Here is a 14504-nt window from a genome sequence, read left to right as displayed (position 1 = left end):
CGGATGCCATCATGAGAAGGGCCGCCCCGCTTCTGCGGGGCTGCCCTTTTTTCGTGGCGGGGGATCAGAAGCGGTAGTCGGCGGAGAGGGCGAAGAGGTTCGCCGTGCCCTGAAGAGGTTCGCCGTGCCCTCGTAGGTGCCCGACAGGTTGCCGCGGCTCTCGTTCTCCAGATCGACGTCGCCGTCGTCGAAGAAGATGTGCATCCACGCACCGGTGATCGACAGCCGGTCGGTGGGCGAGAACGTCGCGCCGGCGGACAGCCAGCGGCGGTCCACGTCCGGCACGCGCGGCGTGCGGTGCTGCGCGTTCGGCACCGGGGATTCGTCCATGCCGATGCCGCCGCGCAGCGTCCAGCGGCCGGTGAGTGCGTAGCTCGCGCCCGTGGACAGCGCCCAGGTATTCTCCCAGTTCTCCTCGGTCACGCTGTTCGGGGTGTTGTCGCCGAACTTCACCACCAGCTCCTCGAAGCTGCTCCACTCCGTCCACTCGGCGTTGAACATCAGCGCCAGGCGGTCGGTGGCCTGGTGGTAGACCCCCAGGTTCAGGCTCGCCGGCGTGGTGAGGTCGGCCTTGCCGGAGGTGTCGGTGAATTGGCCGGACTGCTGGGCGGCGTCGAGTATGTTTTGTGACGTGGTGTCCGTGGCGCCGAACTCCGCATCCCCCGTCAGGGTGAGCTCCACCTCGGAGCGGTAGCTCACGCCCACGCGGGTGCGGTCGGTGACCTGGAACAGCGCGCCGACCGTGTAGCCCACGCCCCAGTCGTCGCCGGTGACCTCGGCGATGCCGTCATGCTGCCCCGCGAGGAGCGGGTTCCACAGGCCGCCCAAGTCCAACGCGTTGGAGAGGGTGGCATCGGCGTATTGCACCCGCAGGCCGCCGGCGAGCGAGAGCCGGTCGGTGACGCGGACGTTCAGGGTCGGCTGGATGTCGACCACCTTCAGGTCCGTCTCCAGGGCGTGATAGCGCCCGATCCAGTCGTGGTCGTAGTCGGTGGACAGACCGTAAGGCGAGTAGACGGCCAGGCCCGCGTCCAGCGAGTCGTTGAGCTGGGTCTTCACGGCGAAGGCGGGGACCAGGGCGGCCTCGCCGCTATTGCCCTTGCTGCCGTCGTAGGGAAGTCCATCGCTGGGGCCGTTGAGCTGGACCGCGGAAGGCGAGGCCCGGCCGTTCTCCAGGTCGAACTCGGCGTCGATGTAGGCCAGGCTGCCGGCGACCTGGGTGCCGTCGATGTTGCCTAGTGCCGCCGGGTTGTAGGCCATGAAGCTGACGTCCTCCGCGCCGGCGGCGGCGTTGGCCAGGGAGTTGGCGAGGGCCTTGGCGCTCTGCTCGCGGATCTGGAAACCGGTGGCCTGGGCGGTCGCCGTCGCGCCGGCGAGCGTGAGCGCCGAGGTGGCGATGATCAGACGGCTGGTGCCTCGATAACGGGCGGACATGGGCTCTCCTCCTGGTGTGCGGACTTCTTGTCGTGACACAGGGAGCACGCCGCGTGACCGTTACGCCAATCATGCCCCCTTTTGCAGGGAAAATAGGCGGGCTGTCCGTCCGCGTCAATACGCTTGCGTATGGGCGGCACCGTAAAACAACGCACCGGGCCGAGGCCCGGTGCGTTCCGCGGGGGTTGGCCGCTTCAGCCCGAGGGGGGAAGGACGAAGTCGTCCGCCTGCGGGGCCCTGCCCGAGCCGCGCTCGAGCAGCAGCAGGCCGTTGGCCGTGCGGCCCTCGACCGTGAGCGTGCCCACCGTCTCGCCGGGGATCCACGCGACCGGGTCGCCGCCCTGGCGCAGCACGCGGCCGCTCTCGTGGACGGTTAGCCGGCTGCCGATGGCGAACTGGGCCCCGGCAGGGTCCATCACCCAGCGCCCGTCACCGGTGCTGCGCACGTGGAAGATGCGGGGCGCGAGGCGGAAGCGCTCGATGGCGTGGAGGTAGACGCTGTCCGCGAGGGCGGCGAGGCTCTGCTCGGCGGCTCCGTCATCCGTGGCCGGCAGGGTGATCCGGTAGGCCGGGTAGCGGATGCCGAGATCCAGGTCCACCAGGCTCACGGTCAGGGGGAGCTGGCCGCCGCGGGCCTCGGTGCCGTCGATAATGGCCACCATGCGGGCGCCGGAAGCGGCGGCCACCGCCGGTCCGCACTCGGCGAGGGTGTCCAGCGAGCACTCGACCCCGTCGAGGGCCTGCTGCAGGCGCTGCTGGCTGACCGCGGTCAGCGGGTATTCGCCGGCAACGCGGGTCATCGCCGTGTAGGCGCGGGTGGCCGCCAGGTCCGTGGCATTGGGGAAGAGCAGCGCCACGCCGGGGCCCGCCTCGGTGGTAGTGGCCTGGCCGCGCCGTGCCGCCGTGCCGCCGCCCTGGCGCAGGTCGGCGCGCAGGCGGGCGACCTCCTGTTCCAGCCGGCGGGTATCCGCGCCGCTGGACGACGCGTCCTTGCCGAAGATCAGCTCGCCGACGGACGGAATGGCGCCGTCCTCCAGGTCGGACTTGTGCGCCTCCGTGTCCAGGGGATCGTAGTCGCTGGGCAGCGCCCCCGGCTCGGTGTGCTTCTGGCGGGTGGATTCCGTGTTCGCGCAGCCGCCGGCCATCAGGACGGTGACGACGAGGGCGGCCAGCAGAAGGGAGCGCACCATGGATCTGTTCCTCAAACGTCTCGGTTGGATCTGTCCCGGACGGCGCCGGGTGGCACCGGTTCGCGCGCCAGCATAGGCAAGCACCGTGAGCACTGCAATCAATCCCGTTCCAGGCGCTGAAAGGTCAGCGGCCACGGGTTGTCGGCGTCGGCCCCCCGGTGCTGCTCATCGACGACCCGCCAGCCGGCGTCCAGCGCCGGGAAGCGGGTGTCCCCGTCGAGCTCGGCGTCGATCACGGTGAGCTCGATGCGCCGGGCGCGGGGCAGGAACAGCGCGTAGATCTCGGCGCCGCCGATGACCATGACCTCGGGGACGTCGCCGGCCGCCGCCAGGGCGGACTCGGCGGAATCGACCACCGTACAGCCCGGGGCCGCGAAGGACGGGTCGCGGCTCATCACGATGTTGTGCCGCTTCGGCAGTGGCCGGCCGATGTCGTCGTAGTTGCGCCGGCCCATGACCACCGGTTTGCCCCGGGTGTACGCCACGAAATGGCGCATATCCGCGGGCAGCCGCCAGGGCAGCGAGCCATTCGCGCCGATCACGCGGTTACGCGTCATCGCCGCGATCAGTGTCACCAGGGGCGTGCTCATGCCGGCCATTGTACCGTCGACGGCGGCGTGCGGCACGCCTGCCTCACTCGATGCGGCAGGCCTCGTCGAAGGCCGGGCGCGGGTTGCGTGAATACACCGTGTCCGGGTCGCCGTAGCCGATGTTGCACAGGAAGTTGGTGCGGATACTTGTGCCGGCGAAGAAGGCCTCGTCCACCATTGCCGGATCGAAGCCGGACATCGGCCCACAGTCGAGCCCGAGGGCCCGTGCGGCGATGATCAGGTATGCCCCCTGGAGGCTGCCGTTGCGGAACGCCGTGGTCTCGGCGAAGGCCGGGCTGTCGCGGAACAGGCCGCTGACGTCCTTGTGCGGGTTCAGCCAGGGCAGCCACTCCCAGAAGCGCAGGTCGTGGGCGACGATGGCGGTGACCGGGGCGGACAGGGTCTTGTCGACGTTGCTCTTCATCAGCGCCGGTGCGAGCCGTTCCTTGGCCTCCGGCGAGCGCACGAACACGACCCGCATGGGGCAGCCGTTGAAGCTGGTCGGTCCCATGGTGGCGAGGGCATGCATCTCGCGGAGCTGTTCGTCGGTGACCGGCCGGTCGAGCCAGCCGTTGTAGGTCCGTGCCTCACGGAAGATCCGGTCCAGGGCCGCGTCGTTGAGCGCCGGTGTTGCCGTCGCGTGTGCGGGCGCCGCATGCTCTCGCTGCATGGCGTTCTCCTCGCCTCTCGGGTGGGTGTGGTCGACGTGCCGGCGGGCGCGGAGCGGTCAGTGCCCCTGGCGCGCCGGTGCCGTGCTGGTGACGAAGTGGCCGTCGCGGTAGAGCAGCGGCGAGGTGGCGCCGCTGCCGGTCGTCGCGACCACGTCGCCGACGATAATGCCATGAGAGCCTTCCTCATGGACACGCACGATCCGGCAGTCGAAGCCGACGAGGGCGTCCTCGAGCACCGGCGCGCCGGTGCGCAGCGGCGCCCAGCGACCCGCCGCGAAACGCGCCTCTCCCCGGCAGGCGTCGCCGGAGGCGAAGCGCATGGCGAGCGTCTCGTGATGTGCGGCGAGGACATTGAGCGCGAGTACCCGGCGGCCGGCGATGACGGGATAGGCGCTGCTGTCGCGGTTGATGCAGACCAGTATCCGCGGCGGGTCCACGCTCAGCGAGCAGAACGAGGACACCGTCAGCCCTGCGGGGCCGTCCGGCCCCCGGGTCGTCGCCAGCGCCACGGGCGCCGCGATGCCGCGCATGCCGCTGCGGAACTCGGCGCCGTCGACGAACTGGCTGAAGGTCTCGCCGGCGATCACCGCCGACAGCGCCGCCATGGCGGTGTGGGCGTCGTGCATCCCGGTCATGCCGCGCCCGCCACCGGCAGCCGCAGGCCGCGATCCTCCAGGCGGGGCAGGACCTCGTCGCGGAAGTAGGGGAACTCCTCGACGTAGTCCACGAACGCCAGGGTGGTGCCCGCGAAGCCGGTCTCGTAGAGGCGCTGGATCCCGTCGGCGACGGTGTCCGGGTCGCCGACCAGCGGGTAGCCGCCGTGGCCCCCGGCCATGCGGTCGCGCAGCAGCCGGATGACCTCTTTGGGGAAGGATTCGGCGTGGGCGAACATCAGGTTGATGATGTTGTCCACGGCCTCCCAGTCCGCGTTCTCCTGGGAGTAGTAGTGGTGGTACTCCTCGGCCTCCTTTCTGGTCGGCCGGCAGACGACGTAGGAGAGGGTGAACAGCCCCACGTTGCGCCCGACGCCGGCGGCCTGCTCCTTGATCGTTGCGATCTCTTCCCTGGACCTGTCCAGGTCGATGGCCGGGGTGAACAGGTAGTCGGCGTTGCGCACGGCGAAGTCGCGGCCCTGCTGGGAACCGGCGGCGTTGAAGATCGGCACCTTGTCGGTTTTCGGCAGCGGCAGGCTGTAGGTGTCCCTGAGCTGGTAGAACTCGCCATCCCAGTCGAACGGTCCGGTCTCGGTCCACAGCTTGCGGACGATATCGAACCACTCCTGACCGAAGCGGTAACGGGTCTCGTGGTCGTCCGGCATGGTCATGCCGAGGGCGTCGTACTCCGGCTTGTTCCAGCCGCAGACCACGTTGAGCCCGGCGCGGCCGTTGCTCATGTTGTCCATCGTCGCGAGCTGCTTGGCGACCACCACCGGGTGATTGAACGCGGTGTGGATCGTGGAGAAGACGTTGATGTTCTTCGTCTGCGCCAGCAGTCCCGCGGCCCAGGTGACGGTCTCCAGGACACTACCGTGGAAGTTGGTGGCACCGCCGTAGCCGATCCAGCGGGCGATGGGCAGAAGGAACTCCAGCCCCGCCTCGTCGGCCATCTGCGCGAGCCTGAGGTTATTCTCCCAGGAGTTGTTCCAGCGCTCCGGCACCTTGGTCACGGCCAGGCCGCCGGAGCAGTTGGGTGAGAAGATCCCCAGCTTGAAGGGGTTGTCGTTGAAAACGGGCGCGGTCCTGACGGTCATGGTGGTGCTCCTCCTCGGGTGTGCTTCCCTCACGGGCCTGCAGGTTTTCGTGCTTTTTTCTAGTAATTTACTAGTAAAACAAGATGACTTTTCTTTTAGACGTAAATTTTTTCCCCGTCAAGTATGCCCCGCCGGCCGTCGGGCTTGTGCTGAGCTGCCAGGCCTGTTGTCGTTTGGACTGGTCCCTGCACCGAGAAGAGAGGAGAGCGATGTCGGAGCACGAGGGTCGGGAAGGAGAGGCGCCCGCGGATGATTTCACCCTGGACCGGCACTGGCACCTGGCGGGTGACGAAAAGGAGATGGCGCTCACCGAGATCGAGCACACGATGCTGCGGCTGACCGCCGCCTTCGAGCGCTGGCAGTCCGAGTGCCTGGCGGCCGTGACACACCGGCCGGTATCCGGATCGGATAATGCCGTGCTGCATGTGGTGCGCATGAAAGAGCGTCCCAAGACGGTCGCGGAGATCGCCCGCCTGCTCAACCGCGACGACATCAGCAACATCCAGTACGCGCTCAAGAAGCTCAAGTCCGCGGGGCTGGTGGACAAGCAGGCCTCGCGCAAACGTCGCGGCGTGGCCTATTTCGTCACCGACCAGGGTTACGAGGTCACGGAACGTTTCGCCCAGCTGCGCCGTGAGATGCTGATCCGCATGATCCCCAATGAGGAGAACTGGCAGGCGCAGTACGAGGTGGCGCACCGGCTGCTCAACCAGCTCCAGGGCATCTATGATCAGGCGGCGGTCTACGTGGTCAGTCACCGCGCGCCGATGGATGACGAGTCGCTGTAGGAGGCGAGTCACCGACTGGACAAGGGGGGACGGGTATGGCCGGTGTCGAGGGGGGCTGGGAGGCGCTGTTCGTCGCGCTCGGTGCGACGCCGGCGCTGTGGGGCGGCATCCTGTTCGGGGCGGTGGCCGGTGGTGCGGTGACGGCGGCGGTGCTCGGCGGCCGCCATCGCCGCATACGCGCGGGGATCCATCGGGCCCTGGTCCAGCAGGCGGCGGACGCCATCGTCGTCGCCGACCTCTCTGGGGCGATCCACGACGTCAATGAACAGGCCGCGATACTGCTGGGTCATCCCCGAGGCCGGCTCAGGCGAATGGCGGTCCGCGATATCCATCCCCCGGATGAGAAACCGGCCCTGGACGCCGCGTTTGCGGACATGCGCTCCACGGGCTTCTCCCTGCGTGAGCACGAGGTGATCCACGCCGATGGTACCCGCATACCCGTGGAGGTGGCGGGGCGGCGTGTCGACCGGCGTTTCGGGCCCTGCCTGTATGTCGGGGTCTTCCGCGACCTGAGCGAGCGCCGCGAGCGCGAACGTGAGCGCCTGCGTGAGGAGCGCCGTCAGCGCGAGGCACTGATCCGCGAGGTCCATCACCGGATCAAGAACCACCTCCAGGGACTGCTTGGCCTCATCGCCGGCCAGGTGGAGGCGGAGCCCGCCCTGGCACCGCGCCTGCGTGCCGTGATGGGGCAGGTCAACGCCATCGCCACCGCCCACGGCCTGCAGGGGCGTACCCCCGGTGGCGAGAGCCTGCTCTGCGAGTTGGTCCGTGCCGTCTGCGAGGGCGTGGTCGCGATCACCGGCGAGCACCGGGCGGTCGACCTCTCACTGGACGTCGTCAGCCCGGTGGGGCTCGATCCCGGGGAGGCCATTCCCGTCGCCCTGGTCGTCAACGAGCTCGTGATCAATGCGTTCAAGCACGGGCGCCGCGACGGGGACCCCGGACCGGCGGTGGCGGTGACAGTCACCGGTGCGCCCGATGGTGCCTGCGTCTGCGTGCACAATGCCGCGGACGTGGCGGACGGTGCCGACCTTCCGCGCGACGGCAATGGCGGCGTCGGTCTCGGCCTCGCGTACCGTCTCCTGCCACGCCCCGGTGCCGAACTCTCGCTTCAGGCGGGTGACGGCCGGGTCGCGGCCCGGCTGGTGCTCAGGCACCCCGTGGTACGCCCGCCCCGGCGGGTGCCCGGCTGATCCGGCGTGGGGTGGCCGGCGCAAACCGCTGATTTTGTGAGGTTCGTCACGGCGTGACGGGATCCTGCCCGGCAGTTGTAAATGGCACGCCGGCCGTGTAAAAGGCATCCTTGCCGCGCGCCGCCGCGTGCTCATCCGCAAAAGACGCTTGGGGGAAGCTATGGCCGAGGGCCGGGTACTGCTTGTGGACGATGACCGGCTGGTGCTCGCCACCCTGGGCGACGGATTGCGGCGGGCGGGGATGACGGTCCTCGAAGCGGACAGCGGCCACCAGGCCATCGACTGCCTCGGCGATAACGAGGTGGACCTTGCCGTCATTGACGTGCGGATGCCGGGCATGTCCGGGCTCAGCCTCGCGGGCTGGCTGGCCGAGCACACCGCACTGCCCTTCATATTCCTGTCCGCCTACGAGGATCCGGAGACGGTCAGCGAGGCCATCCGCTACGGGGCCCTGACCTACCTCGTGAAACCCCTGCAGAGCAACCAGCTCGTGCCCGTGCTCAACGCCGCCATGGCACGAGGCCGCGAGCTCCATCAGCTCCGAGAGCACCGTGACCAGCTCGAACGGGCGGTGCAGGGCAGCCGTAGCGTCAGCGTCGCGGTGGGGCTGGTCATGGAGCGTGCCGGCATCGGCCGAAGCGAGGCCTTCAACCGGCTGCGCGGTCATGCACGGGACCAGCGGCGCCGCCTCGAGGAGGTGGCGGAGGAGTACATCGAGGCCAGCGAATTGTTTCTCGGTGTGTGCAGGAATTGATCGTTTCGGCGCGCCCAGGGCGTCAGCGTGCCGCTTTCCGGCAATTTTTTTGCTTTGCACAGGGGCTTCGGGGGTGGCGAAGCGCCGGATGGGTGTTTAGGGTTACCGGGGACGGGGTATCGGTGTCAGTGGGGCCAAGCCCTCGCCCCTCACCGTGAAACACCGGCCGCGTCCTTAATCCGGAAAAACGAGTTTGCGCCCGGTGCCACTGCGGTATCGTCAGCGTGATGCCTTCCGCCCCGAACCCGCGGAGCCGTCGATTGGGTCAGCAGGCAGCTGCCGCGGGCCGGTAATGCCCATTGCCGGATGCGAGGGGGAAATGGAATCGACCGACAAGGATGCGCCGGCGACGCGCATGGCGCAGAGTCTCGGCCTCGACCACGGTGAGCTCGAGCGCCGCAAGGCGTTCCTCGAGTTCACCGGCCGTGATGCGGCCCTGCTCGCCGAGCTGGCCGTGCAGCTCGGCGGCTCGATCGACGACGCTCTGGACGAATTCTACGATCACCTCGGTCGTTTCCCGGAGATGCGCGATATCCTCGATCGCGACCCCGAGCATCTCCAGGGGCTGAAGCAGCGCCAGCGCCAGCATTTCAGGGAGCTCGCCACAGGGCCGCACGACGACGCGTTCGTCATGCGGCGGCTGCGCGTCGGCCGCGTGCATCACCGGGTCGGGTTGGCGCCGGCCTGGTATATGGGTGGCTACGCGAAGTACCTGCGTGCCCACCTGCCGAGCCTCTGGAGCGCCGCGGCGGGGGACATCCCGTGGTTCATGCAGGCGCTGGACGCGCTGCACAAGATCGTCTTCCTCGACATTACCCTCGTGCTGGAGGCCTATTTCGAGTCGGATCGCGCCGCGCTCGAATCCGCCCGGCGGCGGCTTCAGCGGGCCCAGGAGGCGGCCCGGCTCGCGGTATGGGAATGGGACGTGGACGATGGCCGCGTGCGCTGGTCGGAGACGGCAGCGAGCCTGTTCGCCCGCGGGGACGCCGGCATGCCCGATGACCGGACGTCGCTGCTCGCCCTGCTCGACCCCCGCGATGCCGCGGATGCGGAGGCGGCACTCGCGCGCGCACTGAGCGACGGCCAGGGGCTGTACGTCGAGTTCCGCGTGAGCGCCCGGCCCGGCGCCTGGCTGAGCGCGTCCGGGCGGGTCGAGCGCGATGCCGCGGGCCGGGCGCGGCGGATCGTGGGCGTGATCCAGGACATCTCCGAACGGCGCGAGCGCGAGGCGATGCTGCGCGCCCAGGAGGGCAAGTTCCGGGCGCTCATGGACAATGCCGCGGACGGCATGCTGATCGCCGATGCGGACGGCCGGGTGATTGACTGGAACCAGCGCTTCGCCGAGCTGTACGGTGACGAGGCACCGCTGACGGACCGCGACCTGGCCTCGTTTCATCCGGAACCGGAGCGGCAGCGCGTGGCGGCCGCTCTTGCCGCTGCGGGCCAGGCCCGCGGCCGCCTGGTCAGCGGCAGCCTGCTGTGCGCAGGCCACGAGCCTGTGCCGGTGGAGGTCTCCTTCACCCGTATCCAGTGGCTGAACGAGTCCCTGGTCCTTGCGGTGTACCGCGATCTCTCGGAGCGCTCGCGCACGGAGGCGGAGCTGCGCAAGCTCGGCCGGGCGCTGCAGCAGGCCCACGACGCCGTGATGATCACCGACCGCAGGGGCCGGATCGAGTTCGTGAACACGAGCTTCGAGCGGGAGACCGGTTATACCCAGCGCGAGGTCCTCGGACGCACCCCGCGGCTGCTGAAGTCCGGGCGCCATGACCCGGAGTTCTACCAACGGCTCTGGGATACGCTGAGCCGCGGGGAGGTATTCCGGGAGTCGTTCATCAACCGCCGAAAGGACGGCTCGCTGTACCACGAGGCCAAGCTCATAACCCCCCTGAGGGACGGCGACGGCGGGATCACCCATTTCGTGTCCACCGGGCGGGACATATCCAGGCGCATGGAGATGGAGCGCCGGCTCCAGCGCCTGGCCTACCAGGACGCCCTCACCGGGTTGCCCAATCGCACGAGCCTGCTCGAACGTCTCGAGGTGGCCCTCACGGACGCCAACGAGCGCGGCACACCGCTGGCGCTGCTCTATCTCGACCTCGACCAGTTCAAGGGCATCAACGACACCATGGGCCACGCCGCCGGCGACCGCGTGCTCAAGCACGTGGCCCGGCGGCTGCGCCGCGAGACCCGCGGCGCGGACACCGTGGCCCGCATGGGGGGCGACGAGTTCGCGGTGATCGTCACCGGGGCCAACCGTGACGCGGTGGCGCACCTGGGCGAGCGGCTGCTGCGGGTGATCAGCGAGCCGTTCCTGCTGGAGGGCCGCGGGATCTATCCCATGGGCAGCATCGGCATCGCGGTCTATCCCCAGGACGGCACCACCGTAACCTCGTTGCTCAAGCACGCGGACACGGCGATGTACCGCGCCAAGCGCCGCGGGGGCGGACAGGAGTTCTTCGCCCCGCAGATGAACGAGTCCGTGAGCAGCCAGTTCACCCTGGAGAACGAACTCCGCCGGGCGGTCAGCAAGCACGAATTCCGTCTCGCCTTCCAGCCCCAGGTCTCGCTCGTCGACGGGCGTATCCGCGGTGCGGAGGTGCTGCTGCGATGGCGTTCGCCGTCGCTCGGCGAGGTTTCCCCCGCGCGGTTCATGCCGGTGCTCGAGGCCAACGGTGTGATCGTCCAGCTCGGCGAATGGGTGATACGCATGGCCTGCCGCGCGTTGCGGGACTGGCGCGCCGAGGGGTTCGATCTGCCCCGGATCGCCATCAACGTGGCGCCGGTTCAGCTGGAGGCCGACGGTTTCGTGGAGATGGTCCGGCGCGAGCTCGCCGAGGCCGGCCTGGTGCCCGCGGACCTCGAGATCGAGGTGGTGGAGACCTCGCTGATGAGCGACTTCGAGGCCATCAGTGCGTCGCTGCGCGAGCTCCGGGACCTCGGCGTCGCCCTCGCCCTGGACGACTTCGGTACCGGCTTCTCCGCGCTCAGCTACCTGCGGCGGCTGCCCGTGACCGTGGTCAAGGTCGATCGCGAGTTCGTCCAGAAGGCCCCGTCCGAGCCCGCCGACGCCAGCCTGGTGGAGGCGATCATCGCCGTCGGTGACCGTTTCGAGCTCGAGGTGGTGGGCGAGGGCGCGGAGACCGCCGAGCAGGTGGCGTTCCTGCGCGAGAGCGGCTGCCAGACCGTGCAGGGATTCTACTTCGCCCGGCCCATGGAGGCGGCCGCGTTCCGCGAATTCCTCGCCGGCAACGGCGCCGGGGTGTCCCTGGAGGCGCTCGGCGACGGGGGCCGTTGAGCCCCCGCCCGTTTGCCTACACGGCCACGGGGGCCTTGATGTGGGGGTGGGACTGGTAGCCTTCGAGGCGGATGTCGTCGTAGCGGAAGGCGAACAGGTCGGTGACCGCCGGGTTGAGCACCAGCCTCGGCAGCGGCAGGGGGTCGCGGGCGAGCTGCCGGTCCGCCTGCTCCAGGTGATTCACGTAGAGGTGGGCATCACCGAGGGTGTGGATGAACTCGCCGGGCTCGAGGCCGGTGACCTGCGCGACCATGTGCGTGAGCAGCGCGTAGGAGGCGATGTTGAACGGCACCCCAAGGAAGATGTCGGCGCTGCGCTGGTAGAGCTGGCAGGACAGCCGACCCTCGGCCACGTAGAACTGGAACAGGGCGTGGCACGGCGGCAGGCCCATGCGGTCGAGGTCGGCGACGTTCCAGGCGCTGACGATGTGGCGCCGGGAGTCGGGGTTGTGCCGGATCTGTTCGAGCACGTCGGCGAGCTGGTCGATGTGGCCGCCGTCCGGGGTCGGCCAGGAGCGCCACTGGACCCCGTAGATGGGGCCGAGGTCGCCGTTGGCGTCGGCCCATTCGTCCCAGATGGAGACGCCGTTGTCCTTGAGGTAGGCGATATTGGCGTCACCGGCGAGGAACCACAGCAGCTCGTGGATGATCGAGCGCAGGTGCAGCCGCTTGGTGGTCACGACCGGGAAGCCCTCGGCGAGATCGAAGCGCATCTGGTGGCCGAACACCGAGACGGTGCCGGTGCCGGTGCGGTCGGCCTTGCGCACGCCGTTGTCGCGCACGTGGCGCATGAGATCGAGGTACTGTTTCATGATGTCGCTGCGGGCCGGTTCGTGCTACTGCCGTAGGCCCAGGCCAGCAGCGCTGCGCCGCCGATGATCATCGGCGCGGACAGGACCTGGCCCATGGTCAGCCAGCCCCAGGCGAGGTAGCCGAGCTGCGGGTCCGGCAGGCGCACGAACTCCACGATGAAACGGAACGTGCCGTAGCACGCGAGGAACAGGCCGGCGACCGCCCCCGTGGGGCGCGGGCGCCGGGAAAACCACCATAGCACGACGAACAGCACCACGCCCTCAAGGGCGAACTCGTAGAGCTGGGAGGGGTGACGGGCGACCGGGCCGAGCGGCGGGTAGACCATGCCCCAGGGCAGGTCGGTGGGTGCGCCCCAGAGCTCGCCGTTGATGAAGTTGCCGAGCCGTCCGGCGCCGAGCCCGATGGGCACGATCGGGGCGACGAACTCGATCACCTCGAAGAAGCCGCGGCGGATGCGCCGGGCGAACAGCCACACGGTCACGAGCACGCCGATGAGCCCGCCGTGGAAGGACATGCCGCCCTCCCAGATGCGGAACAGGCTCAGCGGGTCGGCCGCCAGCCGGTCGAGGCCGTAGAAGAGCATGTAGCCCAGGCGCCCGCCCACGACCACGCCGATGGCGACGTAGACGATCAGGTCGTCCATCTGCACGGGCTCCAGCGGCCGCCAGGGGGCGCGGGCGCGGCGGCGCGCCAGCCACCAGCCGGCGAGGAAGCTCACCGCGTACATCAGCCCGTACCAGTGCACGGCGACGGGGCCGAGCTGTATCGCGATGGGATCGATCTGGGGATACGTCAGCATCGGGCGTGGTCCGTCACGGCGTGGTGTCGGCGAGCAGCATGCGCGCGAACACCGCCTTGATGTAGCGCGTCTCCGGGATCGCCGGATGCACGGGGTGGTCCGGACCCTGCTGGCCGAAGCCGATCACCTGCAGGCTGCGGTCGAGGTGGCGGGCACTGCCGAGCAGGGTGGCGAGGAAGTCCTGCTCGTCCAGGTGGGCCGAGCACGAGGCGGAGGCGAGCAGGCCGTCCGGCTCGAGGACCTGCAGCGCGGCCTGGTTGAGGCGGCGGTAGGCCTTGAGCCCGTTGCGGCGGTCCCGGCGCCGCTTGATGTAGGCCGGCGGGTCGGCGATCACCACGTCGAAGCGCTCGCGGTCGGCGCGCAGGGCCTGGAGCACATCGAGGACGTCGCCGCAGGCGACGGAGACGCGGTCGTCGAGACCGTTCGCCTCGGCGTTGCCTGCTGCCGCCTCGCAGGCATCCCGGGAGGCGTCCACCGTGAGGACCTCGGCCGCGCCCGCCGCCGCGGCCTGGATACCCCAGCCCCCTGCGTAGCTGAACAGGTCGAGCACCCGTGCGCCCTTCACCCACGGCGCAATCGCGGCGCGGTTGGCTCGGTGGTCGTAGTACCAGCCGGTCTTCTGCCCGGAGGCCGCGGGCACCTGGAAGGTCACCCCGTTCTCCTCGACGGTGAGGGTCTCCGGGCCGGGGGGGCCGGCCCAGCTCACGTAACGCTCCAGCCCCTCCAGCTCGCGGATGGCGGCATCGCAGCGCAGCAGGATGTGGGCCGGGGCGATCACGCGCTGCAGCGCGGCGACCACGGCGTCGCGCACTGCCTCCATGCCGGCGGTGTTGACCTGTACCACGGCGACGTCGCCGAAGCGGTCCACCACCAGGCCCGGCAGGCCGTCGCCCTCGCCGTGGACGAGCCGGTAGAAGGGCCGCTCGAAGAGCCGTTCGCGCAGCGACAGCGCCACGTTGAGCCGGTGCACGAGCATCGACTCGTCCAGCGCCCGTACCTGGCCGCGGCTGACGAGCCGTGCGCAGATCAGCGAGTGGGGGTTGGCGTAGCCGGAGCCGATGACCCGGCCGCCCTGGGCGCGGATGGTCACCGGCGCACCCGGCGTCAGGGTGGCGAGCGGCGAGCGCGCGATATCCACCTCGTTGCTGAACACCCACAGGTGGCCCGCGCGCAGGCGGCGGTCCTCACCCTTCTTTAGAAACAGGTCCTGAAAGTCGTCCATTGGTTC

Annotated in this window: 13 protein-coding genes; 4 read left to right on the top strand and 9 right to left on the bottom strand. The window is 69.5% G+C overall.

Translation table 11 applies throughout. The features are described from left to right. Positions 1–9: 9 nt before the first annotated feature. The 6 genes from C516_RS0101300 to C516_RS0101275 all read right to left on the bottom strand — a co-directional run bounded on the left by C516_RS0101300 (position 10) and on the right by C516_RS0101275 (position 5635). On the bottom strand, positions 10–1434 hold the full coding sequence (locus C516_RS0101300; protein ID WP_018716544.1) for an OmpP1/FadL family transporter: 1425 nt from the start codon (positions 1432–1434) through the stop codon (positions 10–12). A 194-nt stretch (positions 1435–1628) separates the two neighbouring features. Continuing rightward, on the bottom strand, positions 1629–2624 hold the full coding sequence (locus tag C516_RS0101295) for a hypothetical protein (RefSeq protein WP_018716543.1): 996 nt from the start codon (positions 2622–2624) through the stop codon (positions 1629–1631). Between the two features lie 98 nt (positions 2625–2722). Then, positions 2723–3250: a dihydrofolate reductase gene (locus C516_RS0101290; protein WP_018716542.1), complete on the bottom strand. Its 528-nt coding sequence runs from the start codon at positions 3248–3250 to the stop codon at positions 2723–2725. Positions 3251–3257: 7 nt separating this feature from the next. Beyond that, positions 3258–3884: a malonic semialdehyde reductase gene (locus tag C516_RS0101285; RefSeq protein WP_018716541.1), complete on the bottom strand. Its 627-nt coding sequence runs from the start codon at positions 3882–3884 to the stop codon at positions 3258–3260. A 57-nt stretch (positions 3885–3941) separates the two neighbouring features. Beyond that, the gene (locus tag C516_RS18165; protein WP_018716540.1) at positions 3942–4520 is read right to left on the bottom strand and encodes a flavin reductase family protein; all 579 of its coding nucleotides are present in this window, start codon (positions 4518–4520) and stop codon (positions 3942–3944) included. Further along, positions 4517–5635, bottom strand: coding sequence for an LLM class flavin-dependent oxidoreductase (locus C516_RS0101275; protein ID WP_018716539.1), 1119 nt, complete (start codon positions 5633–5635; stop codon positions 4517–4519). Before C516_RS0101275 ends, C516_RS18165 begins: the two co-directional genes overlap by 4 nt. 209 nt (positions 5636–5844) lie before the next feature. Between C516_RS0101275 and C516_RS18160 the strand changes: the two genes are divergently transcribed. The 4 genes from C516_RS18160 to C516_RS18155 all read left to right on the top strand — a co-directional run bounded on the left by C516_RS18160 (position 5845) and on the right by C516_RS18155 (position 11665). After that, positions 5845–6423 (top strand): winged helix DNA-binding protein, encoded by a 579-nt coding sequence (locus C516_RS18160; protein ID WP_018716538.1) that lies wholly within the window; start codon positions 5845–5847, stop codon positions 6421–6423. 35 nt (positions 6424–6458) lie between these two features. Further along, positions 6459–7616 (top strand): sensor histidine kinase, encoded by a 1158-nt coding sequence (locus C516_RS0101265; protein WP_018716537.1) that lies wholly within the window; start codon positions 6459–6461, stop codon positions 7614–7616. Between the two features lie 160 nt (positions 7617–7776). After that, positions 7777–8370 (top strand): ANTAR domain-containing response regulator, encoded by a 594-nt coding sequence (locus C516_RS0101260; RefSeq protein WP_018716536.1) that lies wholly within the window; start codon positions 7777–7779, stop codon positions 8368–8370. A gap of 319 nt (positions 8371–8689) precedes the next feature. Beyond that, entirely contained in the window at positions 8690–11665 is a 2976-nt protein-coding gene (locus C516_RS18155) for an EAL domain-containing protein (protein ID WP_018716535.1), read from the top strand. Between the two features lie 16 nt (positions 11666–11681). Here the strand turns inward: C516_RS18155 and C516_RS0101250 are convergent, their stop codons facing one another. Genes C516_RS0101250 through C516_RS0101240 form a run of 3 tightly spaced genes read right to left on the bottom strand, consistent with a single transcriptional unit; the run spans position 11682 to position 14498 of the window. Continuing rightward, positions 11682–12476, bottom strand: coding sequence for a thymidylate synthase (locus C516_RS0101250; RefSeq protein WP_018716534.1), 795 nt, complete (start codon positions 12474–12476; stop codon positions 11682–11684). Then, positions 12473–13276, bottom strand: coding sequence for a prolipoprotein diacylglyceryl transferase (gene lgt, locus C516_RS18150; RefSeq protein ID WP_018716533.1), 804 nt, complete (start codon positions 13274–13276; stop codon positions 12473–12475). Before lgt ends, C516_RS0101250 begins: the two co-directional genes overlap by 4 nt. A gap of 13 nt (positions 13277–13289) precedes the next feature. Further along, positions 13290–14498 (bottom strand): class I SAM-dependent rRNA methyltransferase, encoded by a 1209-nt coding sequence (locus tag C516_RS0101240; RefSeq protein ID WP_018716532.1) that lies wholly within the window; start codon positions 14496–14498, stop codon positions 13290–13292. Positions 14499–14504: the final 6 nt, after the last annotated feature.

The sequence above is a fragment of the Arhodomonas aquaeolei DSM 8974 genome, from assembly GCF_000374645.1.
Lineage (GTDB): Bacteria > Pseudomonadota > Gammaproteobacteria > Nitrococcales > Nitrococcaceae > Arhodomonas > Arhodomonas aquaeolei.
The sequence above is the reverse complement of the archived record's forward strand: the minus strand, read 5'-3'. Positions and strand labels throughout refer to the sequence as shown.

What these genes read in the sequence shown, in the direction of transcription:
- C516_RS0101300 (WP_018716544.1), bottom strand. Translation starts at nt 1,434, where the DNA reads ATGTCCGCCCGTTATCGAGGCACCAGCCGTCTGATCATCGCCACCTCG.
- C516_RS0101295 (WP_018716543.1), bottom strand. Translation starts at nt 2,624, where the DNA reads ATGGTGCGCTCCCTTCTGCTGGCCGCCCTCGTCGTCACCGTCCTGATG.
- C516_RS0101285 (WP_018716541.1), bottom strand. Translation starts at nt 3,884, where the DNA reads ATGCAGCGAGAGCATGCGGCGCCCGCACACGCGACGGCAACACCGGCG.
- C516_RS18165 (WP_018716540.1), bottom strand. Translation starts at nt 4,520, where the DNA reads ATGACCGGGATGCACGACGCCCACACCGCCATGGCGGCGCTGTCGGCG.
- C516_RS0101275 (WP_018716539.1), bottom strand. Translation starts at nt 5,635, where the DNA reads ATGACCGTCAGGACCGCGCCCGTTTTCAACGACAACCCCTTCAAGCTG.
- C516_RS18160 (WP_018716538.1), top strand. Translation starts at nt 5,845, where the DNA reads ATGTCGGAGCACGAGGGTCGGGAAGGAGAGGCGCCCGCGGATGATTTC.
- C516_RS0101265 (WP_018716537.1), top strand. Translation starts at nt 6,459, where the DNA reads ATGGCCGGTGTCGAGGGGGGCTGGGAGGCGCTGTTCGTCGCGCTCGGT.
- C516_RS0101260 (WP_018716536.1), top strand. Translation starts at nt 7,777, where the DNA reads ATGGCCGAGGGCCGGGTACTGCTTGTGGACGATGACCGGCTGGTGCTC.
- C516_RS18155 (WP_018716535.1), top strand. Translation starts at nt 8,690, where the DNA reads ATGGAATCGACCGACAAGGATGCGCCGGCGACGCGCATGGCGCAGAGT.
- C516_RS0101250 (WP_018716534.1), bottom strand. Translation starts at nt 12,476, where the DNA reads ATGAAACAGTACCTCGATCTCATGCGCCACGTGCGCGACAACGGCGTG.
- lgt (WP_018716533.1), bottom strand. Translation starts at nt 13,276, where the DNA reads ATGCTGACGTATCCCCAGATCGATCCCATCGCGATACAGCTCGGCCCC.
- C516_RS0101240 (WP_018716532.1), bottom strand. Translation starts at nt 14,498, where the DNA reads ATGGACGACTTTCAGGACCTGTTTCTAAAGAAGGGTGAGGACCGCCGC.